The organism is Cognatishimia activa, from assembly GCF_026016445.1.
Taxonomy (GTDB): Bacteria; Pseudomonadota; Alphaproteobacteria; order Rhodobacterales; family Rhodobacteraceae; genus Cognatishimia; species Cognatishimia activa_B.
Window position 1 is genome coordinate 2,763,749 of the sequence record NZ_CP096147.1, and the last position, 20,472, is coordinate 2,784,220.

General features: G+C 52.5%; 21 protein-coding genes. 11 read left to right on the top strand and 10 right to left on the bottom strand.

The annotated features are described in order from the left end of the window. The first annotated feature begins 159 nt into the window (after positions 1 to 159). Positions 160 to 915 (top strand): YqiJ family protein, encoded by a 756-nt coding sequence (locus M0D42_RS13795; RefSeq protein WP_265019188.1) that lies wholly within the window; start codon positions 160 to 162, stop codon positions 913 to 915. A gap of 9 nt (positions 916 to 924) precedes the next feature. Beyond that, entirely contained in the window at positions 925 to 2,622 is a 1,698-nt protein-coding gene (locus M0D42_RS13800; protein ID WP_419195943.1) for a flotillin family protein, read from the top strand. Positions 2,623 to 2,671: 49 nt separating this feature from the next. Here M0D42_RS13800 and M0D42_RS13805 read toward each other — a convergent pair whose 3' ends face one another. The 4 genes from M0D42_RS13805 to M0D42_RS13820 all read right to left on the bottom strand — a co-directional run bounded on the left by M0D42_RS13805 (position 2,672) and on the right by M0D42_RS13820 (position 5,958). Then, positions 2,672 to 4,324 (bottom strand): GMC family oxidoreductase, encoded by a 1,653-nt coding sequence (locus M0D42_RS13805; RefSeq protein ID WP_265019189.1) that lies wholly within the window; start codon positions 4,322 to 4,324, stop codon positions 2,672 to 2,674. After that, entirely contained in the window at positions 4,315 to 4,776 is a 462-nt protein-coding gene (locus M0D42_RS13810) for a gluconate 2-dehydrogenase subunit 3 family protein (RefSeq protein WP_265019190.1), read from the bottom strand. Before M0D42_RS13810 ends, M0D42_RS13805 begins: the two co-directional genes overlap by 10 nt. Positions 4,777 to 4,785: 9 nt before the next feature. Continuing rightward, complete coding sequence (locus M0D42_RS13815) at positions 4,786 to 5,178, bottom strand: hypothetical protein (RefSeq protein ID WP_265019191.1); 393 nt, start codon at positions 5,176 to 5,178, stop codon at positions 4,786 to 4,788. 219 nt (positions 5,179 to 5,397) lie between these two features. Then, positions 5,398 to 5,958 carry a DUF4202 domain-containing protein gene (locus tag M0D42_RS13820; RefSeq protein ID WP_265019192.1) on the bottom strand — a complete coding sequence of 187 codons (561 nt, stop codon included), beginning with the start codon at positions 5,956 to 5,958 and terminating at the stop codon, positions 5,398 to 5,400. A 140-nt stretch (positions 5,959 to 6,098) separates the two neighbouring features. On the opposite strand from M0D42_RS13820, the gene M0D42_RS13825 reads away from it, so the two are divergent. The 6 genes from M0D42_RS13825 to M0D42_RS13850 all read left to right on the top strand — a co-directional run bounded on the left by M0D42_RS13825 (position 6,099) and on the right by M0D42_RS13850 (position 9,896). Continuing rightward, a complete protein-coding gene (locus M0D42_RS13825) occupies positions 6,099 to 6,710 on the top strand; it encodes a ribonuclease D (protein WP_265019193.1) in 612 nt (203 codons plus the stop codon). Positions 6,711 to 6,725: 15 nt separating this feature from the next. Next, positions 6,726 to 7,319 (top strand): LPS export ABC transporter periplasmic protein LptC, encoded by a 594-nt coding sequence (gene lptC, locus M0D42_RS13830; protein WP_265019194.1) that lies wholly within the window; start codon positions 6,726 to 6,728, stop codon positions 7,317 to 7,319. Positions 7,320 to 7,330: 11 nt separating this feature from the next. After that, positions 7,331 to 7,816: an LptA/OstA family protein gene (locus M0D42_RS13835; protein WP_265019195.1), complete on the top strand. Its 486-nt coding sequence runs from the start codon at positions 7,331 to 7,333 to the stop codon at positions 7,814 to 7,816. Then, entirely contained in the window at positions 7,813 to 8,571 is a 759-nt protein-coding gene (gene lptB, locus M0D42_RS13840) for an LPS export ABC transporter ATP-binding protein (RefSeq protein WP_265019196.1), read from the top strand. The genes M0D42_RS13835 and lptB overlap by 4 nt, the downstream gene beginning before the upstream one ends. Positions 8,572 to 8,826: 255 nt before the next feature. Further along, complete coding sequence (gene hpf, locus M0D42_RS13845) at positions 8,827 to 9,393, top strand: ribosome hibernation-promoting factor, HPF/YfiA family (RefSeq protein WP_265019197.1); 567 nt, start codon at positions 8,827 to 8,829, stop codon at positions 9,391 to 9,393. Between the two features lie 38 nt (positions 9,394 to 9,431). Further along, entirely contained in the window at positions 9,432 to 9,896 is a 465-nt protein-coding gene (locus tag M0D42_RS13850) for a PTS sugar transporter subunit IIA (RefSeq protein ID WP_265019198.1), read from the top strand. Between the two features lie 8 nt (positions 9,897 to 9,904). Here the strand turns inward: M0D42_RS13850 and M0D42_RS13855 are convergent, their stop codons facing one another. From M0D42_RS13855 to cysQ, 5 genes are all read right to left on the bottom strand, one after another. Beyond that, a complete protein-coding gene (locus M0D42_RS13855) occupies positions 9,905 to 11,329 on the bottom strand; it encodes a nodulation protein NodH (RefSeq protein ID WP_265019199.1) in 1,425 nt (474 codons plus the stop codon). Positions 11,330 to 11,335: 6 nt separating this feature from the next. Beyond that, a complete protein-coding gene (locus tag M0D42_RS13860) occupies positions 11,336 to 13,033 on the bottom strand; it encodes a beta-1,6-N-acetylglucosaminyltransferase (RefSeq protein WP_265019200.1) in 1,698 nt (565 codons plus the stop codon). Then, complete coding sequence (locus M0D42_RS13865; RefSeq protein WP_265021163.1) at positions 13,030 to 14,016, bottom strand: glycosyltransferase family 2 protein; 987 nt, start codon at positions 14,014 to 14,016, stop codon at positions 13,030 to 13,032. Before M0D42_RS13865 ends, M0D42_RS13860 begins: the two co-directional genes overlap by 4 nt. 178 nt (positions 14,017 to 14,194) lie before the next feature. Further along, the gene (locus M0D42_RS13870; protein ID WP_265019201.1) at positions 14,195 to 15,223 is read right to left on the bottom strand and encodes a glycosyltransferase family 2 protein; all 1,029 of its coding nucleotides are present in this window, start codon (positions 15,221 to 15,223) and stop codon (positions 14,195 to 14,197) included. A 104-nt stretch (positions 15,224 to 15,327) separates the two neighbouring features. After that, positions 15,328 to 16,125 carry a 3'(2'),5'-bisphosphate nucleotidase CysQ gene (gene cysQ, locus M0D42_RS13875; protein WP_265019202.1) on the bottom strand — a complete coding sequence of 266 codons (798 nt, stop codon included), beginning with the start codon at positions 16,123 to 16,125 and terminating at the stop codon, positions 15,328 to 15,330. Between the two features lie 116 nt (positions 16,126 to 16,241). On the opposite strand from cysQ, the gene M0D42_RS13880 reads away from it, so the two are divergent. Next, positions 16,242 to 17,063 (top strand): ABC transporter permease, encoded by an 822-nt coding sequence (locus M0D42_RS13880; RefSeq protein ID WP_265019203.1) that lies wholly within the window; start codon positions 16,242 to 16,244, stop codon positions 17,061 to 17,063. Further along, positions 17,060 to 17,686, top strand: coding sequence for an SH3 domain-containing protein (locus M0D42_RS13885; RefSeq protein ID WP_265019204.1), 627 nt, complete (start codon positions 17,060 to 17,062; stop codon positions 17,684 to 17,686). The genes M0D42_RS13880 and M0D42_RS13885 overlap by 4 nt, the downstream gene beginning before the upstream one ends. Here the strand turns inward: M0D42_RS13885 and M0D42_RS13890 are convergent. Continuing rightward, positions 17,650 to 18,294 (bottom strand): alpha-ketoglutarate-dependent dioxygenase AlkB family protein, encoded by a 645-nt coding sequence (locus M0D42_RS13890; protein ID WP_265019205.1) that lies wholly within the window; start codon positions 18,292 to 18,294, stop codon positions 17,650 to 17,652. The two genes, M0D42_RS13885 and M0D42_RS13890, sit on opposite strands and share 37 nt — an antisense overlap. 202 nt (positions 18,295 to 18,496) lie before the next feature. On the opposite strand from M0D42_RS13890, the gene dnaK reads away from it, so the two are divergent. Then, positions 18,497 to 20,407, top strand: a complete 1,911-nt coding sequence (gene dnaK, locus M0D42_RS13895) for a molecular chaperone DnaK (protein WP_265019206.1) — start codon at positions 18,497 to 18,499, stop codon at positions 20,405 to 20,407. The last annotated feature ends 65 nt before the right edge of the window (positions 20,408 to 20,472 follow it).

The following is a 20,472-nucleotide window of genomic DNA, read 5'->3' on the forward strand; positions in this document are numbered from 1 at the left end:
TTGTGACAACAAGGCCCGCAGCTTCGCTGCGGGCTTTTTGATTTCATGGTCAATCCCACACGATTAACGTGAATTATCTCATAGTAAATACTTGTAAAAAGTGCACAAATACCCAAGTTAAGGCTGAGTAAAGTTTCTGTGAGGAGTTCCGCCCCGTATATGTTCGACGCCTATCTTTCGACGCCGTTCGCCCCGTTCACGTTTTCAATTGCCCTTCTTTTTGGTCTGCTTGCTCTGGAAGTCATCTTTCTGTTCTTAGGCGGATCCCTTTTTACCAGTGACAGTGCGGATACCGCCGATTTTGCGGAGATTGACGCAGATATTGGTGTTGATTCCGCAAGCCTAGACATTGCCGATCTAGGGGATTGGGATGCGGACCTTGGAGACGTCGACCTTGGTAACATCGAAGTTGCAGAAGCTGAGGTGTCGACCGATGTGGCAGGAGGCGGGATCGCGAACTGGCTTGGCTTTGGTAAGATGCCTGCCGCAATTTGGCTGGCGACAATGCTCGCAAGCTACGGACTGGCAGGTCTTAGTCTTCAGAGCGCGCTTCAATCTCTGTTTGGTGCAGCCTGGAATCCAGCGATTGTCAGCCTGCCTGCCATCTTCGGGGCAATCTGGTTCACCAAAAAATTCGGTGGTGCTTTCGCGCGACTTGTACCTAAGACAGAAAGCGAATCTGTCTCTGAACGTCATCTGGGTCGGCGCAAAGGAGTCGTGAGCCAAGGATCCGCCTCTCGAGGACGCCCAGCAGAAGTTCGGGTCACAGACCGACATGGCAATCAACACTATCTACGCGCAGAACCTCTGCGCGACGACGCAACGATCCCGCAAGGCAGCGAGGTCATCGTTTTGCGTCACCGACGAGACGATGGTTACCGGATCGTTTCGATTTCTGAATCTACTCATTCTTAAGGGGGACTAATGTCTGAAATGTTATTTCTAACCTATGTCGCGGTCATCATTGCCCTGATCGCATTTATCGGCCTCGTATTGGCGCGGCTTTATCAACGCGCCACTCGCGAAGTCAGCCTCGTTAGAACAGGTGCTGGCGGCAAAAAGATCGTGATGGACGGCGGCACAATGGTCATCCCATTGCTGCATGAAGTTAGCCCAGTGAACATGAAAACACTGCGCCTTGAGGTGCAGCGGAGTCATGACGCCGCGCTGATCACCAAAGACCGCATGCGCGTTGACGTCGGTGTTGAGTTCTACGTCTCTGTATCGCCAACCGACGAAGGTATCGCCCGTGCTGCGCAGACCCTTGGTGCGCGCACATTCAATGTCGATCAGCTTCGTGAGATGATCGAAGGTAAACTCATTGACGGTCTGCGTGCTGTGGCAGCTCAGATGAGCATGGATCAATTGCACGAAAACCGCGCGGACTTTGTTCAGGAAGTTCAGAACACGGTTTCCGAAGACCTGACCAAAAACGGTCTCTCGCTTGAATCCGTATCTCTGACCGCACTTGACCAAACGCCATTTGAAGCGCTTGACGAAAACAACGCGTTTAACGCCGTCGGTATGCGCCGTCTTGCTGAGGTGATTGCAAACTCCAAGAAGGAGCGCGCCACCATTGATGCCGAAGCGGACGTGGCCGTCCGCCGTGCATCCATGGAAGCTGAGCGTCATAAGCTGACCATTCAGCAGGATGAAGAACAGGCGCGTATTGAGCAGGCCCAAAAGGTGGAAACCATGAAGGCCGCGCAAGAAGCGGAAATCGCCCAGCGGCGCGAAGAAAGTCAACGTGACAGTGAACGCGCGCGGATTGCCCGCGAAGAGCAGGTTCGCTCGGCTGAAATCGAACGCGAACGTAAAATCCGCGAAGCTGAGATCAACAAAGAGCGGGAGCTCGAGGTTGCAGATCAAGATCGACAGATCATCATCGCTCAAAAGTCCGAAGAAGAAAGCCGCGCACAGGCATCTGCCGATGTTGCACGCGCTGAAGCAACCAAAGCCATGGAAGCCGTTGTGACCGCGAAACAGGTTGCTGAAGCGGAGCGTCTGAAGGAAATCGCCTTGATTGAAGCAGCACGTGAAGCGGAACGCGAGGCGACCAAAGTGCGTTTGTCAGCCTCTGCTGAACGTGACGCCGCCGAAGATCGCGCGACAGCACGTCGTGAAGAGGCGCAGGGTGAGGCGGATGCCATCACCATCAAAGCAACGGCGAAGAAAAGCGACATGCTTGCTGAGGCCGAAGGTCGTCGCGCAATTACGGATGCCGAAAATGCTCTGTCTGATGCCATCATTGAGATGAAAGTGGCCTTGGCACGTCTGGAAGCGATGCCGAAAGTCCTAGCGGAAGCGGTGAAACCTGCCGAGAAGATCGACTCGATCCGTATCCACCAGCTGTCTGGCCTCAATCAAGGCGGCGGTGCTTCTGGCGGAACCGGTGCTGAAAAGGCGCCGATCAATCAGGCCCTGGATTCCATCATGGGCATGGCCGTGCAGATGCCTGCTTTGAAGAAGCTTGGTGATGAGCTGGGTCTCAGCATGGAAGGTGGCATTGAAGGCCTTATGGAGACAGCAACCACCTCTGCCCCCGTGAAGGAAGCGCCAAAGCTGAACGGTTCAACCCCGCTACCGCTGGAGGAAACTGAAGCGGTAGCTCCTGACGCATAAGGCTAGTTTCTTTATAATCAAAGACGGCGCTGATCTTTCAGCGCCGTTTTCATTTCAGGATTTGCTCAGCACCTCGCGCAGCCAGCGCCATGATCGTCAACGCTGGCGCCTCCCCGGCCCCAGAACTTGGCATTACACTGGCATCTGCGATCCAAAGGTTGTCATGATCATGGCTTTGCCCAAAGGCATCCACCACTGATGTCACTGAATCGTGGCCCATCCGCGCTGTACCGAAGACGTGTGAGGATCGAAAGCGATCCCAACAGCTATCCTCTTCGACAATCTCTGCTCCGCAGGCTTTAAGCGCATTACGAGTGGCTTCTGCCATATGCCGTAACAGCTGAAGACTGTTTTCCGTTAGTACAGAATTGATCTGTGCAATCGGCTGCCCATAGGCATCGCGTTTGTTTTGTGAAAGCGCCACAAAGGAACGCTCATCGGGAATGACTTGCCCGACTGCACTGATGGCCAGCGCAGAACCAAACGTCTCTCGAACCTGTCGTTTGAGATCAGCGCCAATGCCACCCACCACGCGGCTTGCAAAGGCGATAGGACCGTTTAAACCCAGATCCAATGTGTTGTGGGTCAACTTAAAACCGCCAACCACACCATCGACTGCGCCCGGCTTGGCATGCGTCCAATTCACCAGGTCTGCAGGCAGTCCCATGTGACTGTTGCTAAGTCCTGGCACCAAACCCGCGCTGTTCCACCAGAGCGTTTCCATAAAGTTTCGCCCCACCTGACCAGAGCCATTTGCGAGCCCATTTGGTTGCGCAGTCGTCGCTGAAAGCAACAGCAAACGCGGTGTCTGCACAGCGCCGGCAGCCAAAATGAGTGTTGGTGTCTCGACGCGCTGGGTTTCACCATTTTTAACAAATTCTACATGAGAAATTCGCCCACTCGCATCCGCGAGCAAACGTTGAACGGGTGCATCGGAAATAACAGTGAGCAATCCAGTCTCTTCCGCTTTCCTGATGAAGGTGACATCAGCGCTGCCTTTGTCCCCCAAAGGGCAACCACGCGAGCACTGACCGCAGTAATTACACGCGGGTCGATCATCGTAAGGTTTGGAATTCACCGCGCGCGCATTGACCCTCCAATTCGCATCAGATTGCAGCAAGGCCTGACCACCAGGGCTCACAGGATGTGGTGGCATCGGAAAGGGTGTGCTGCGCCAGCGTCCATCTGCATCGCCAGACCCCGCTACACCAATGTCCGTTTCAACTTGTCCGTAAAAGGGTTCGATATCTTCGTAGGTGATCGGCCAAACGACCTGCTCTGCTGGCGCTGTCGCCAGCTGAAAGGCCTGTGGGTGAAAGCGTTGAGCTTCGCCCACAAAGTGCAACGTTGATCCACCAACACCTTGCACATGGGAGTACCCGGGCGCTTGCGGGCGTCTTTTCTCACCGGTTGGGGGACGGTTTGAACGCAGATTTTTGGACCACCCGCGCAGGTCGGCATCCTTCCGGTGAAGCGTGCCAAGGTCTCCAAATTCAACTTGGCTCTGACTACCTTTTTTCACAGGAAACGGCTTTTTTTCCCAATCTGGATTATCGAGCGGATAGTCTTCGAAAGCAGTGAAGCGTGGCCCTGCTTCAAGGATCAATACCCGCACTCCCTCTTGCACCAGCCTCCAAGCCGCAGATGCACCTCCCGCGCCTGATCCAACAATCACAACATCTGGTTTATGAACTAGCTCCAAGGAGGCAAGTATCCTTCGGGTTGCGGAGCGCTATTCAGCGGTAGTCCGGCCAACGCCTCCGGTTTGGCGTAATAGGCTTCCAAAAGCAGCACACGAAGAACGTGAAAAAAGCGCCCTGGGACCTGATTAAAATCGGAATCCTGAGCGAGCTTCAGAAGTTGCTCACGACCTTCGGTCGGCAGATGGGCGAAAGGTACACCTGCAGCCTGATTGATCCATTGCAGACCAAAGGCCATCAGTTGTTGCAGCATCTGATGGGACTGCACCATCTCCAGCACATCGTCGACTGCACCAATAGCCGACGCCGAAGGAGTCAATGCATCTTCGGGTAAAATGGTATCGGACACCAGATCAAGCAGCGGTCGGTCGATAGAAACTTGTGCGGCGACCGGAAAAGCGGTCGCCGCTGCAATGCCAGACGCAAATGAAAGTAGGGCGTCTCTTCGGTTCATATTTGCTTCTTAGCTTGAACCGCCAGTGGTTACAGTGTCTGGTTGTTCGATCCCACCAAGAGACAATTGCGGCTGATTGCGACAGAAATCGTAGGTCAAGGCCAAGCTGCCCGCCCCATGGTTCAGCGCCGCGCCGATATCGCAACCAAAGCTACCATCAAAGTAATACGTTAAGCCAATTGCACCCGCCAAAGTATCAGGTTGGTTGGTAGACAGATATTTGATCCCAAACCCAAGGTTATTGGAAGGAGCGGCGCTGCTCCCATCATTCCCGAACGCCCAAGTGAATCCAAGAAAAAATGTCGGATCGTAAACCTCAGTCGTTGTTGGAGCCGGAGCGTCACCAGCATAGGCAGCGCTGGCGGTGAGCGCGACTGCAGCGGTCGCAAGAAATCTTTTCATAACATCCCCCAATTGATCATTAAATTTGTTTAATAACTTAACGATTACTTAACCTAGGTCGAAGGAATTCGAGCGCAAATTCTCAGAAGCACTGAAAAATCAGAGATTTAGGTCGCAAGCTTCCCGTCATGGATGTTATTTTGATTACTGTTTCATCTAAATAGTGTGAGCCCAGCCCGGCCGAGAAGGTAACAAACTTAGTTCAAGCATGATTCTCATTCAGCCAAATGCAGTCGAAAGTGCATCTGGCAGCTCGAATTCCTTCAAAACGCGTTCACGCGCTTCGGAAGACATTTTGCGCGCGGTTTTTTCGACAATACGATGCACCTTGTCATCAGGATGCTTTGCCGCGAAGGGTGCGAAATACCACTTGAGAAATACAAAGCAGATAATGTCTTCAAGCGCTTGAACATTCTCATCACGCTTGATGCCCTCCTTTCGCAGCATCTTCTCCACAGCCTCACGATCCGCATCTCCGTATCCCGCTTCGGCCATGAATCCGGACACCGTTTTTGCGTGATGCGCCCCAAGATCGCGCCGCCATTTCAAATAGCCAGCGCGCCCTTCCGGGTAGTCCGCTCGTAGCAGCACCCAGCGCTCCACATGCTGGCCACGTGCCGCAATTTGCAAAATCTCAGGAGCATCAGGGAAGAGACGCGAACATTCGGCGCTCATCCTTTGGCCGTAAAGCAAAGCTTCTGGTTGTCCATCATCCAGCCTCGGATCTTTTGCATTGGCGGAATCGATTGCTGTCAGGACTTGCTCTAGCGAGGTGCTCATGTGGACATCCGATCTGTTGTTTCACCCAACATAGGCTTTTCAGCTTGAGATTGGCCAGCACCAGCGTAAATCCCCCGCTTGTAATTGAATAACGGCGCCCAAGGCCGTACATCGGGAACAACAACAGTTTTGAGGTCATCATGGCGAACCATCTTTATCAGGGCGATCTGCCCGACGGGCTTGATTTGGGCCCGGTAGTCGCAATCGATTGTGAAACCATGGGATTAAATCCCCACCGTGATCGCCTGTGTGTTGTTCAGATGTCGGGCGGTGATGGCAATTCACATATTGTGCAAGTGGCCAAGGGACAGACCGAAGCGCCCAATCTCTGCCGGATGTTGGAAGATCCAAACGTGCTTAAGCTGTTCCATTTTGGACGCTTTGATATCGCCGCAATGCACAATGCATTTGGCGCACTGACAGCGCCAGTCTATTGCACAAAAATCGCCTCCAAATTGGTGCGTACTTATACCGACCGCCACGGCCTGAAAAACCTGCTGCAAGAACTGTTGAACGTCGATATCTCCAAACAGCAACAGATGAGCGATTGGGGTGCCGAAAAGCTCACCGAAGCACAGCTTGAATATGCGGCGTCTGACGTTCTTTATCTGCACCAGCTACGCGAAAAGCTGAATGAACGCCTTGAACGTGAGGGTCGGGCAAAACTGGCGGCCTCTTGCTTTAACTTCCTGCCAACCCGTGCTGTTTTGGATTTGGAAGGCTGGCCCGAAATCGATATCTTCTCGCATTAAAGGCAAGTTGGCGCGGTGACGTATTCAAAGGTCATAAACTGGTTGAAAGTGCTGCTGCCATTGGCGGCGCTCGCGCTTTTGTCGACCATGTTTCTCTTTGCGCAATCCGTCGCCCCGACCAGCACCATTCCATTTGCAGAAATTGATCTTGAGGAACGGATCAATGACCAGCAAATCACCGAGCCTTTCTTGGCCGGGAAAACAGCAAGTGGTTACGACATTCGCGTGACTGCGGATGCCGCCAAGCCAGATGTCGCCAATCCTGGATTGGCATTCGTTACAACTTTGCGCGCGCGCATCGATATCGATGCGAGGCAGTCTGTTAACTTGGCCTCAGGCGCAGGGCAGATCGACAGCAAGGCACTGACCGCAGACTTTATGGACGACGTCCTGATTACTTCCACCAATGGCTACGAAATGCGCTCGGCAGCGCTGGCCTTGAACTTGGAGGCCGGCACCGCCATTTCTGAAACCGAGGTGACCGGTGTTGGCCCCATTGGCCGCTTTCGTGCGGGCGCAATGCAACTAACCGCAGGAGATGAATCGTCCCAAGGGCGTTTCCTTTTCACAAATGGCGTTGAACTGTTATACACGCCTCAGAAACGTTAAGAGGTGCAACGGTGTATCGACTACTTGCAGTATGTTTGGCGCTTGCGCTTACTTCCGCGGCCTACGCGCAGGAATTCAAAGTCGATTTCGGCATTTCTTCCAACGATCCAAATGCACCCATCGAGGTTCAAGCGGACAGCCTGAGCGTTGATCAGGAAACCGGCAATGCCAAGTTTCAAGGCGATGTTGTGATCACCCAGGGCGACATGCGATTTGAGGCGCCATTAGTCGAAGTCACATACAATGAAGCGCAGGATGGTATTTCCAAACTCACTGGAACTGGTGGTGTTTCGATTCTCAGTGGAAAAGACACCGCACGCTCTGAAAACGCGACCTATGATGTCGATACCGGCCTTATCTTTATGCAAGGAAGCGTGGCGCTTGCGCAGGGTGCAAACACCATGACCGCAGAACGCATGACCGTGAATACAATCAATTCGACTGCAGAACTGCATGGTCGTGTTCGAACCGTTTTGAAACCTGGGGCCAATCAATGAACGCGCCCAAGCTTCAAGTGACCGAAGGTGACTCCGGTCTTAAGGTTGAACACCTACGCAAAAGCTACCGCAAACGCGTTGTCATCCGTGAAGTCGGACTCGAACTTAAACGCGGGGAAGTTGTTGCACTGCTGGGCCCAAATGGTAGCGGCAAAACCACCAGTTTCTATGCGATTGCGGGATTGATCGTTCCCGAAGGCGGTCGCGTCACGATTGATGGTCAGGATGTGACCACAATGCCGATGTATCGCCGCGCGAAATTGGGAATTGGCTATCTGCCTCAAGAAATGTCGATCTTTCGCGGGTTAAGCGTGGAAGACAACATCATGGCGATTCTCGACATCACCCACAAAAACCGTGCAAAACGCCGGGAACGGCTTGAAGAGCTTCTGTCAGAATTTTCGATTGAACATTTGCGCCGCGCCCCTGCTTTGGCATTGTCAGGTGGTGAGCGCCGCCGTGTTGAAATTGCGCGCTGCTTGGCCGCAGACCCCAAGTACTTGTTGCTGGATGAACCCTTTGCTGGTGTAGATCCAATCAGTGTCGGTGACATCCGCCATCTCGTTGCAGATCTAAAAAAGCGTAAAATTGGCGTTTTGATTACCGATCATAACGTGCGCGAGACGCTCGAAATCGTCGACCGCGCCTATATTCTGCACGATGGCAAAGTCCTGATGTCAGGTAGCCCCGACGAAGTAGTCGAAAACGAGAATGTACGCCGTGTTTATCTCGGTGACGGTTTCAAAATCTCATAGAAACTACGGATTCTCGCTGGAATCCTGCAAAACACATCACACTTGATTGACAATTTGCGCGTTGCCTGCCCCAATGTAGGGTATGACGCTTGTGAAGATGAACTTGCCGACTCAGACATCCCTTTTTCAAGGGCCTGTCGCGCAGCAAGCCATGCAAACGTCCAATCCCAACATTCTAAATTGATCGATCTCAAAGCACGCTCCTTGGAGGCGTGGATTAATCAATTTGGAAATGTTTAATAATAAGGAGATAGGATGCGCTATCAGATTTCAGGAAAACAAATCGACATCGGAAATTCACTGCAGCAGCATGTTGAAGGTGAACTATCGAGTATCATGGGCAAGTATGCTGGTCGCCCAACGGATGCTCAGGTCGTATTTTCCAAGAGCGCACATGAATATGTCTGTGAGACCACTGTTCACTTGTCGACTGGCCTGACTGCGCAAGCCAAAGGTCGCGCCACCGAGATTTACGCAGCATTCGAAAATTGCAGTGACAAGATGGAAACCCAGCTGCGTCGATATAAACGTCGTCTTAAGGACCATCATAAGGACCGCTCAGAGCCGGTTGAACTTTCGGGTGCTTCCTCTTATATCCTCGCCACGGACAACGCCTCAGAAGAGACGGAACCTGACTCCCTACAGCCCGTGATTGTGGCTGAAATGGAAGCCAAGATCCCATCACTTTCCGTTGGCGAAGCTGTCATGCAGATGGAAATCGCCAGCGCACCTGTGCTAGTGTTCCGTAACGAGGGAAAAGACGGGATCAACGTGGTCTACCGCCGTGATGACGGCAACATTGGTTGGATCGACCCGCAATAATTGGCGTCAGGGAAGCCTGATGCGGAGATACAGGCTAAATGGATCTATCTACTATCCTACGCCCGGAGGCGGTCAGAGTAATTTCGGCCACCTCCAGCAAAAAACGGTTGTTGCAAGACTTTGGTGATCTTGCAGCCTCCGCTTATGGTTTGCCTGCTGGCAAAGTCGTCTCTGCATTGCAAGAACGCGAAAGCCTCGGTCCGACAGGTGTTGGGCGGGGCGTTGCTCTCCCACATGCACGGTTGAGCGAAATTCACTCCGTAACTGGCGCCTTCATCCTTCTGGAAAAACCGATTGATTTCAATTCAGTAGACCGTCAACCGGTTGATCTGGCCTTTGCGCTATTCGCTCCGGAAGATGCGGGTGTGGATCACCTGAAAGCGCTGGCGCATGTGTCACGTCAACTGCGTGACAGCAACTTCTGCAATAAGCTGCGATCCAATCCAGAAGCGTCGACGCTATATACGATTTTGACGGAATCCGACGCGATGCAGGCGGCCTAAAGCGCCGCTTATCGCCAGTTAGAAAACCCGAAAGTCAGGTAGTCACGCTGATAAACATCTTGGCACAAAGCCTCGATTTCATCGTCATAAATATCCGCAATATCAAAGGGTGTTTCATGCGGATCAGCTGCATATGCAGGTGCCTGGCTCAACCCAAGTTTCGCAGCCAATTCTGGAAGTCCGGAAGCCAGCTCTTCTTCTCGGAAGAGGACATCTGGTGATGCAAAATTCGCAAATCCAGTGATCAGATTGGCTTGAGAGGCCCAATGTGAATCTTGCCGGATAGCCGTCTGCCCAGCCAGATTCGCTTTCACGAATCGCAGGTATTCTTTAAACGCCGCGCGATGTTCATCGACCCCATAGGCCTCATCCGGCATCTGTTCTGGAATTGGTAGTGAAAAGCGATTTCGCAGTGTGCGCCGGATTTTCAGGAAGCTGCCTGGCCCAGTCGACAGAATAGCCTTGCAAAAGCTTGCATGCGCACGCGCAACCGGGTGGCGCAACACGCAAAACGCGCGATTTGGCACAAATTGACGCTTCCACTGACGCAAGGCCTTCTGGTTCATGTCAGTTTGCAATGCATCAACCTCTGACCCATCCATTGCTGCAAGCCAGTTTCGAACAGAAGCATCCGGCCCACCTGCGATTGGCAAAAACATCAGCCCTGTATTTTTCCCAGCCACATAGCTGGGAACCATCGCGCCACGGCGCGGTTCAAAATTTGGCGTTCTTGCCAGATTAAATTGATCAAGGTCACGCAATGCCGACGGGATATCATCGAAGTTTTCAACCTTTTCAGAGATATGGCTTGGGTTTTGCCGCTTAAGTTTCCCATCGAGCTCTTCAAGGCGCGCATCAACGCCAAGAAATTTTGCAAGGCCATTCATAACTTCGACATCCTGCAAATCTTCATAAGCAACGTAAAAGGCTGTCTGCCCACTCCGTTGCAAAGCATTCATCAGGGTCACTTGAAAAGCCTGAAGCCTAGCGACATGCATCGCAAACTCTTCACCATTAAAGGTAATTTTACTGTCTCGACGTTTACGCACATCGGTCAGTTTCCACTGTCCTGTTGCCTGCGCGATCTTCCAGCTAACAAAACTGTCCATCGGATTACGCGTAAGAATGATTTTTGCACAGCGAGGATCATCCAGCATCGGCTCAAGCACGCGGGGATCGTGATCGTTGAAGAAGCGGAATCCGCCGAAATCATCACCTGACTTCACTGCATTGATCAGAACCTGTGGATCTGAATCTCGATCATCCTGGGACACACCCAATACTTCGGTCTTATTCGGATAGCCAATGAAATGCGGGTTAAAGGCCTCTCCATGGCATGTCACACCGTCCAACCCATTCAAGTTGGCTTCCAGAAAGTTCGAACCGGTTCGCATCTCAGCAAAAACCACAAAATAATCAAAGCGTTCGGTCATTAGGTGTTATTGTACCAAATAGGGGCGACGTGTCGGTTTCTGATCCACTGGATCGTTCGGGCCGACCGGGAAGTCGCCCATCAGATAGGGGTGCATGCCCTGGTTCTTCAGGTTTTGCAGGAATTGTCCAAATCCAGTCAGATCAGTCATTCGCGGTGCTTCAGCCAAGCGGCGGGGCGCGTGTTTGCCAATCTCGTCGATGACCGTCTGCAACGGCTCCATGGGCGCTTCTACAAACTCAGCCATCGTCCAGATACGAACCCGCGCTTTAGCCCAGGGAGACCGCAGGACATCTAGAAAATCAGATTCGATTTTTTGCAGCCGAGCGGCTTCTTTACGGATGTTCGCGAAGTTTCGATTGGACTTAAACAGCGGCAACGCCCAGGCCCCGGAAATCACCGAAATCTGCGCATTGGGGTCTTTGGCCATCAGCCAGTTGTTGGCCTGAGAATCCCGTGGTCCGTATTGAAAGCACTGGCGCTCGCCACGGGTGTTCCAGATCAGATTGGTCAAAAAGGCCTGCGAGTTATAGTCCCGCAGCTTGGCATTGTCGCTAAGTACACCGTTCAGGACTTTTTCACCTCCAGCGAACTCTGCTCGTGCAGGTGCAAACAGGTGGCCATGAACCCGGCAACCAGAAGCCTTGGATAACCAGCTTTCGAAATCCTCAAAGAGTTCGGTAAACCCTTGGAACACAGAATAAGGTGCTGATGTAACACCGTTTTCCCAGTGCTGATCGAGGAACCGCGACTGCATATATAGCCCGGCACGGCCAATCGTGCGGCGCTCAACCGCTTTGGCGAAGATGCGATCAATTTTCGCAGGATTTGGTTCAACCCGGCGCGCCTCAGGCATTGGGCTGTTCAGGAAGGCCTCATAAAGTCTGTTTGCTTTTGGCCAGATTTTCCGTGCCACAAAACAATCTGAACGGCGCAAAAGCTGCAAGTGATCATCGTAGAAAATATGCGGCTTACCTTGATGGTCAAACTTTGACAGCGTTAGAGACCGGCTTTCGATATTGGTCGAATAGAGCCGCGCGAGAGACTGAAAATAGCTTTCATCGGGGATCCAGACCTTTTGGAAGTAGCGATCATATTGCTCTCGATCAGGGTCTTCCAAAATCGCCGATAGGGTTTGACGCGTCAGGCACCACCATTGTGATCCCATGTGTGGTACAAGGCCCTTTGGAATGCGGCGTTTGAATTTTATGCGGCGCTGGAAATGAACATATTTGTCAAAGAGATATCTTTGACGCTTCCACGAAAATGGAAAGCGGAGCGTGAATCGCTCTGAATCGAGCCCGCCGACCGTCCAAGGCACATCGGCAATCGTTGCGCTTTCGATAAAATCCGTTTGTGGGCGAGCATCCAAGTAAGACACCAACTCTGAAACTGGCCTGAGCGGCATGCATGATCCAGAAGACAAGTAGACGTGGCGCACCTGAGGAAAGTTATCCAGCATGAGTTCTGAGGCGGATTGGGTCGCCGCAACGAGACCCCACATGCCCCATTCGCACTTATGTCTCTTGGAGAATTTGACGAATTCATTACCTTCAAAATTGGTTTTGAATTCGCGAAAGGTCTTATGGCTCACATTGGCGTCGACGTGAATGACAACCGGGCAACCAGATGCCACCCAATGGTTGGCCACTTGGGTTGCACGATCAAGCGCGGCATGCACCATCATGACGACGCCGACGGTCATGCCCAGTTCCCTTTCGACATTAGCCCCAGGATCTCTAACTGGCGCCAGTTGATGTATTTTTCAGACCACTTGCACCAGAAATTTGGGTTGTCCTTCAGGTGGGTAACATAAGCCGAATATTCGTAGCTCCCGGCATAGTGCTGCTTACGCACCATCTCTTCGCCGGCCTTATGCGCAAATGTATCCAGAAACTTTGTGTGAAGAAGAATACCGCTGGCCTTTTCGCCTCCCCATTCTTCGTACACGAGGTTTAGTCCGCGCGGCAAAAGCGTGTGTGTGGAGGACACATAGGCATAGTGACGGTCCCACTTCACCAATGGAATTTTGTTCAAAGCTGGCGCGCGGTAAGGTTCATCCGCAAAAAAGGCGCGAGCACGCGGCCCCCCTTGAATCCAGAGGTTCCCATATTCGCGGTTTTTCGAAATCGTATAGTTGCCCGCATCAAACCAAGAGGCAATCTCTAGTGGGTCTTGGCCCGGCTGATATGAAAACTCGTCCAACCGACCCTTTGGATACATATCCAAAAGCATGGCAGAAAAACTGCGGATCGAAGAGTTATCAAGCCAATCGGTCAGCGCGTTGATCGGGCGAGTGTCACAGAAGGGGTAGATGAAGAATTCGTCCGGATCGACCACGAGGGTCCAATGCCCATGCGCGTAGCGCCGCTTCAGCGCATTCATCCAGTCGACGCCAAAGTTCGCAGACTTATAGCTTGCGCTTGTGTACCAAACAGAGACATCGCGCTGCCCTGCAACCAAATCCATAAACCCGTCAGCGCTGTCATTATCCACGAACAGGAAATGATCGACGCCGAGATTGCGATAGTACTGAAGGAAGTACGGCATTCGAACGGCTTCATCACGCACTGTGGACACGAGAAGCACATCACCTTCGCGAATATGGCTGGTGTGATCCTGCACTGTGCGCAACTGCTGAGATTTGCGCATGGCACGAAGGAGACGCCGCTTACGGCGCAACCGCATGCGATAGGAATCCCAAAGCCCCACTTAAATCACCACTCTGCTCTTGCCGCGCGGATCTTATGACCCATTCTGCCGCTTGTTTCCCTTAATATGTCATGGATTTCTTATATGAATCAATGAATTTAGATTAGGTGACAAGAGGTGATGCAATTGCGCAAAATTTGAGTTGAATTACGCTTTATTCAATATCCCAAAGGGCGGTTCGGCGACTGATCAAATTGAGATCAGCCAGCTGTTCTGGACCAGAGTATCGAACTGAATGTTCACAATATAAAACTGGCGCACTTTCAACGGCTTTGTAGTACCCGTCAAATTGATCAGGATGATGAAAATGCTGTTTCCTCTGGCGCTCTGTTTCTGATTTGGAAACAATCTCAGGTAGGAACTTTGTGTGAATAAATGCGCCCGACGGCGTGCTTCCTTTTGGGCCGTCATAGATGAAATTCAATCGACGGGGCAACAATGCATGGCAGGAATTGACCCAAGCGTAGCTGCGCCGCCACTTGATCAATGGAATTTTGTTAAGAGTTGGGGACTTTTCTTGTGCATCCGCAAAGAAGACACGCTCACGCACACCACCTTGCAGCCAGAGATTCCCTCTGGGGGTTTGACGCACTTGCCGAAATGGTCCCGCATCGAAATGGGTGAGCACATCGCAAGGATTCTGACCAGGCCCATAGCTTTGCTTGCCCAGCGCGCCTTCCGGGTAGAAATCCAGCATCAGCGCTCCAAAGCCTTCGTGTCCTCGCGCTTCCAGAGCGCTTACAAGCTCGGGCAATTTCCGCGTATCGCAGCCATCATAAATCAGAAGCTCATCAACATCCGCCATTAAGCACCAGCGATTGTGACCAAACTTCATGAAGACCCAAGTCAGCCAATCAAGACCGAAGCGCGCCTCACGATATGACGCCTCTGTGTTCCAGACAGTACAGTCACTTTGATCCGCCAGTAAGTCTGACGTGCCATCGTCACTGCCATTGTCGACAAAGAAAAAATGGTTGACGCCTGCGTCTCGGTAGAACTCAAGAAAATAGGGAAGTCGGGTCGCTTCATTTCGCAAAACGCAAAATAGAAGAACACCATCGTCGGGGACATTCCCTTGCCTAATGAGTTTCAGATTGTGCCGAGATCGAAAGGACCGCCAAAGCAACCGCTTGCGCTTGAGGCGTAGCAAATAAGATTGCCAAATCGAAATTCGCTCCGCCATTTGCTTCACTTTCAACTGCCTCTGCGCCCAATCTACCTGCAATCCCTAGCGCATCAAGAACCAAGGCAGGACAATCGGACCCTCGAAAGGGTCCGAAGGCGTGATTAAGCAGGCTTCAAATCCACACTTGGAGCATAAGCAATGAAGAAGGGGTTCGCGAAATCTTCTTTGCCATATTTCAGCGGCGTATGATCATCAAACCGCACGACATCACCACCAGCGCCTAGAAGTACCGCGTGCCCCGCAGCTGTGTCCCACTCCATCGTGCGACCGACGCGTGGGTAAATGTCAGCTTCGCCGGTGGCAACCAGGCAGAACTTCAGTGAGGAGCCTGCAGATTTGCTGTCTTTGACGTTGTACTTGTTGATGTAGTCATCTGTGGTTTGATCGCGATGAGATTTTGAAGCCACAATCATCACTGCAGAGTTATCCGCTTCTGCAACATTGATTTCAGTGATGGTCCCAACCGCGTCCGGCTCAAAAGCGCCTGTTTCCTCAACGGACTGCCCATCAGCCTGAGTGAAGAACATCCGGTTGCGCGCTGGTGCAAAGACAACGCCGCGCTGTGGAACGCCATTTTCGACATAGGCAATGTTCACAGTGAAATCGCCACGGCGATGGATGAACTCCTTTGTACCGTCCAGTGGATCGACAATCAGGAATGTGTCGCCTTTGGCTTTATGGCTGTCGGCCTGCTCTTCAGTCACCAGCATCACATCTGGGAACGCCTCGCGTAGCCCGACAGAAATAATGGCATCGGCTGCTTCATCCGCAATGGTGACCGGGCTGTCGTCTGATTTCTGCTTCACTTCAAAATCATCGGACTCATAGATCTCCATGATCTTGCGGCCCGCTTCGATCGATAGGCGGCGCATGACCGGGACGAGTACATCGTAGTTCAAAGGTCGCTCCCTCGTAGGCTTTTGTTGAAAATTTAGGTTTGCCCCCTTATGGTGACCTCGACGCGGAACAGCAAGAAATCCGTGCAAAATAGCAGGCACATCAAGCAGGACGCCGTATGTTTCAGCAAACCGGCCCTAAATCTACGTTTGAATCCGCGATCACGATCTTTGGCCTCGTGTACCATTCGATTGTGCGTCGTGTACGTAAAACCCATGGCAACGCCATGATGTCGATTCTGATTAATATGATGCAGGCCATTATTTTTGTTCTGGCCTTCTTTGCGATGTTTTCGATCCTCGGCAACAGGATCCCCGCTATTCGTGGTGATTTCCTGCTGTATCTCATGTCAGGAATTTTCCTGTTCATGACCCACACAAAAACCATGAGTGCGGTCGCAGGCGCTGAAGGCCCCTCATCGCCCATGATGAAACACGCGCCGATGAATACAGCGATCGCAATCCTCGCGGCAGCCTTCGGCACGCTTTACATCCAGCTGCTTTCGCTTTTTGCGATCCTATTTGTCTACCACGTTGCGGTGACCCCTGTGGTGATCGAAGATCCGATCGGGGCCCTTGGGATGCTGTTGGCAGCTTGGTTCACTGGCATCGGAATTGGGCTCGTATTGCTGGCAATCAAACCCTGGTTCCCGGCCGCCGTGCAAATCCTGACCACGATTTACGCACGCGCCAATATGATCGCATCGGGCAAGATGTTTACGGCAAATACGCTGCCGAGCTTCATGCTGGCGATGTTTGATTGGAACCCACTGTTCCATACCATCGATCAGGCGCGTGGGTTTACCTTTATCAACTACGCCCCCCGAAACACGAGTATCGAATACCCCCTTTATGTGGGCCTGGTCCTCTTGGTCATTGGTTTGATGGGTGAGTTTTACACCAGACGCCAGGCCTCGCTCAGCTGGGGTTCAAAGCGATGATCCGTGTTGTGTTGGCAATTCTTCTTTTGCCGTCCGTACTTTGGGCACATGAATTCCAACCCGATACCTATCCGGTTTTGGGAAATGTCGTAAATGTCGCCAGCGATGATGTTTTGAACATCCGCCTCGATCCGGATCATCAATCCGAAATTCTTGGAACATTGGCCTTTGACGCATCCAATATTGAGATCGTTGGTGAAGACGAGACTGGACTTTGGGGACTCGTAAATAGTTTTGAAGCCAGCGGATGGGTACGGTTGAGCTTTATCGACGTGCCTGAACAGCCTAGGTGGCATGAGTTCCAAACTCCGCTCACCTGCTTTGGAACAGAACCCTTCTGGGATTTTCATTTAAACGTGGGCGCGACAGAAGCTATCTACGAAGACTTTGATGGTGCAGCGACGTCCTATGACAGGAATTGGATGACAGGCATCGCAGCCCGCCTGCCCAACACAATCGGTTTGGGTGCCGGGGATCTAAACAGCGGGTTTTCAGCGGTGATCGAAAATCAAATGTGTCATGACGGCATGTCGGATCGCGAAAACGCCCTGCGCATTCGCTTATTCATCCACGAGGACGGGGCGTCTTACGGGCTAGATGGCTGCTGCGGCCTTTCACCTTGATCCACAACCCTTAGCGTCAAATTGATCCGCCCACCCTTGGGCAACAATGAACAGCTTTGGTATCTGATACGGTCAATGCCGTGATAGCTGAGCCTTGCATCACCTCCCATGACAACAACATCGCCCGAGGTGAGCCATAAAGACTCGGTCTTTCCACCGCGAGTGGTGGTGCCCATTCGGAAAAGTGCATCATCGCCCAAAGAGACTGAAACAACAGGCCATCGAAAATCGCCTTCATCTTTGTCTTGATGCATACCCATGCGGGCGGCTTCGCCGTAGAAATTGACCAGACAGCTCACCGGTTCGCGGTCACACGCGGCGACCGCGCGCCAAATCGAGAGGATGCTCTCAGGGATTTCAGGCCATGTCCCACCCTTCGGATGATGCGCCTGATACCGATAGCCTGACCGGTCCGTGACCCATCCGAGTTGCCCGGCAGAGGTCATCTTGACGGACATTTGTTTCCCGCTTGGTGTCACGGGTGCAAAGAAGGGTGCATCGCTCGCAACCTGGCGAATTTGATCCACGAGTGATTCTTGCGCCGCACGGTCTAGAAACCCTTTGTAAACTTGGAACCCTCGAATGTTCAGCGGGGGATTGGGTGTCATTTTTGGTTCCTAACGGCATGCAGTCGCAAAACACGCGAAAATTGGCATTCTCTCGTCAAACTGATGCTTGCAGCACCTATTCTGGCTCCCTATATACCCTGCGAAGCGTGGTGGCCAAAGGTCACCGCCATCAGGATCGGGGCGAGATGCCAAAACGGGTCTCGTCTCGTAAATATCGCCTTAAGTTAGAAGGGATCAAAATATGGGCAAAGTTATTGGTATCGACCTCGGTACAACAAACTCCTGCGTTGCCATCATGGATGGCTCCCAAGCACGTGTGATCGAAAACGCGGAAGGTGCACGCACCACCCCGTCTATCGTCGCATTCACAGATGACGAGCGCCTCGTAGGCCAGCCGGCGAAACGCCAGGCCGTCACCAACCCAGAAAACACTGTCTTTGGCGTAAAGCGTCTGATCGGTCGTCGCTTTGACGATCCGGCTGTCGAAAAAGACAAGAAAATGGTGCCATTCGCCATCGTAAACGGCGGCAACGGCGACGCATGGGTGGAAGCACGCGGCGAGAAATACTCCCCGTCCCAAATCTCTGCTTTCACTCTGGGCAAAATGAAAGAAACCGCTGAGTCCTACCTCGGCGAAGAAGTCACTCAGGCGGTTATCACCGTTCCTGCGTACTTCAACGACGCGCAGCGTCAGGCAACCAAAGACGCGGGTAAAATCGCGGGTCTGGAAGTTCTACGTATCATCAACGAACCAACTGCAGCGGCTCTGGCCTACGGTCTGGATAAAGAAGATACTCAAACCATCGCGGTTTATGACCTTGGTGGTGGTACCTTCGACGTGACCATCCTGGAAATCGACGACGGTCTGTTTGAAGTGAAATCCACCAACGGTGACACCTTCCTCGGTGGTGAAGACTTCGACATGCGCATCGTGAACTACCTCGCAGATGAGTTCAAAAAAGAGCACGGCGTTGATCTGTCCAAAGACAAGATGGCCCTGCAGCGTCTGAAAGAAGCGGCAGAAAAAGCGAAGATCGAGCTGTCTTCTGCCTCCCAAACAGAGATCAACCAGCCGTTCATCTCTATGGGCAAGGACGGCGCGCCTCTGCACATGGTGCTGAAACTGACCCGCGCGAAACTGGAATCTCTGGTTTCTGACCTGATCAAGAACTCCATGAAGCCATGTGCGGCAGCGCTGAAAGACGCAGGTCTTTCCGCGTCTGACATCGACGAAGTTGTTCTGGTTGGTGGTCAAACCCGTATGCCGAAGGTCATCGAAGAAGTGACCAAATTCTTCGGCAAAGAGCCACACAAGGGTGTGAACCCTGATGAGGTTGTGGCGATGGGTGCTGCGATCCAGGCCGGTGTTCTGCAAGGCGACGTGAAAGACGTTGTTCTCTTGGACGTGACCCCACTGTCCCTGGGTATCGAAACTCTGGGTGGCGTGTTCACTCGTCTGATCGACCGCAATACAACGATCCCAACGAAGAAGTCTCAGACTTTCTCGACTGCGGAAGACAACCAAAACGCTGTGACCCTGCGTGTATTCCAGGGTGAGCGCGAAATGGCTGCGGACAACAAGATCCTTGGCCAGTTCAACCTGGAAGACATCCCGCCGGCACCACGCGGCATGCCTCAGATCGAAGTGACCTTCGACATCGACGCAAACGGCATCGTATCCGTTGGCGCGAAGGACAAAGGTACCGGCAAAGAGCAGTCGATCACGATCCAAGCGTCTGGCGGTCTGTCTGACGAGGACATCGAAGCAATGGTTCAAGACGCGGAAGCAAACGCTGAAGCGGATAAAGAGCGCAAAGAGCTGGTGGAAGCACGCAACCAGGCGGAAAGCCTCATTCACTCGACTGAAAAGTCCATGGAAGAGCATTCCGACAAGGTTGACCCAACCACTATCGAAGCGATCGAACTGGCAATCGCAGCTCTGAAAGACGATCTGGAAGACGAAAAAGCGTCTGCTGACAAGATCAAGTCTGGTGTTCAGAACGTCACTGAAGCGGCAATGAAACTGGGCGAAGCGATCTACAAAGCGCAAGCTGATGAAGCTGGTGATGAGCCAGAGGCCGCTGACGCGAGCCCAGCAGATGACGATATCGTCGATGCTGACTTCGAAGATCTGGATGGCGACAAGCGCTAATCGCGCGGTCGGACCCTGATTTATGGGCCGGTCCACCATGGATCGGCCCTTATCATTCCGGCTCA

Bases quoted from the DNA above. Each gene is read 5' to 3' on its own strand.
- M0D42_RS13865 (WP_265021163.1), bottom strand. From the start codon at position 14,016: ATGCGGTTGCGCCGTAAGCGGCGTCTCCTTCGTGCCATGCGCAAATCT.
- M0D42_RS13880 (WP_265019203.1), top strand. From the start codon at position 16,242: ATGTTTCAGCAAACCGGCCCTAAATCTACGTTTGAATCCGCGATCACG.
- M0D42_RS13825 (WP_265019193.1), top strand. From the start codon at position 6,099: ATGGCGAACCATCTTTATCAGGGCGATCTGCCCGACGGGCTTGATTTG.
- lptB (WP_265019196.1), top strand. From the start codon at position 7,813: ATGAACGCGCCCAAGCTTCAAGTGACCGAAGGTGACTCCGGTCTTAAG.
- M0D42_RS13810 (WP_265019190.1), bottom strand. From the start codon at position 4,776: ATGAACCGAAGAGACGCCCTACTTTCATTTGCGTCTGGCATTGCAGCG.
- M0D42_RS13885 (WP_265019204.1), top strand. From the start codon at position 17,060: ATGATCCGTGTTGTGTTGGCAATTCTTCTTTTGCCGTCCGTACTTTGG.
- M0D42_RS13870 (WP_265019201.1), bottom strand. From the start codon at position 15,223: ATGGCGGAGCGAATTTCGATTTGGCAATCTTATTTGCTACGCCTCAAG.
- M0D42_RS13860 (WP_265019200.1), bottom strand. From the start codon at position 13,033: ATGACCGTCGGCGTCGTCATGATGGTGCATGCCGCGCTTGATCGTGCA.
- M0D42_RS13815 (WP_265019191.1), bottom strand. From the start codon at position 5,178: ATGAAAAGATTTCTTGCGACCGCTGCAGTCGCGCTCACCGCCAGCGCT.
- M0D42_RS13800 (WP_419195943.1), top strand. From the start codon at position 925: ATGTCTGAAATGTTATTTCTAACCTATGTCGCGGTCATCATTGCCCTG.
- dnaK (WP_265019206.1), top strand. From the start codon at position 18,497: ATGGGCAAAGTTATTGGTATCGACCTCGGTACAACAAACTCCTGCGTT.
- M0D42_RS13850 (WP_265019198.1), top strand. From the start codon at position 9,432: ATGGATCTATCTACTATCCTACGCCCGGAGGCGGTCAGAGTAATTTCG.
- M0D42_RS13820 (WP_265019192.1), bottom strand. From the start codon at position 5,958: ATGAGCACCTCGCTAGAGCAAGTCCTGACAGCAATCGATTCCGCCAAT.
- M0D42_RS13890 (WP_265019205.1), bottom strand. From the start codon at position 18,294: ATGACACCCAATCCCCCGCTGAACATTCGAGGGTTCCAAGTTTACAAA.
- M0D42_RS13855 (WP_265019199.1), bottom strand. From the start codon at position 11,329: ATGACCGAACGCTTTGATTATTTTGTGGTTTTTGCTGAGATGCGAACC.
- M0D42_RS13795 (WP_265019188.1), top strand. From the start codon at position 160: ATGTTCGACGCCTATCTTTCGACGCCGTTCGCCCCGTTCACGTTTTCA.
- hpf (WP_265019197.1), top strand. From the start codon at position 8,827: ATGCGCTATCAGATTTCAGGAAAACAAATCGACATCGGAAATTCACTG.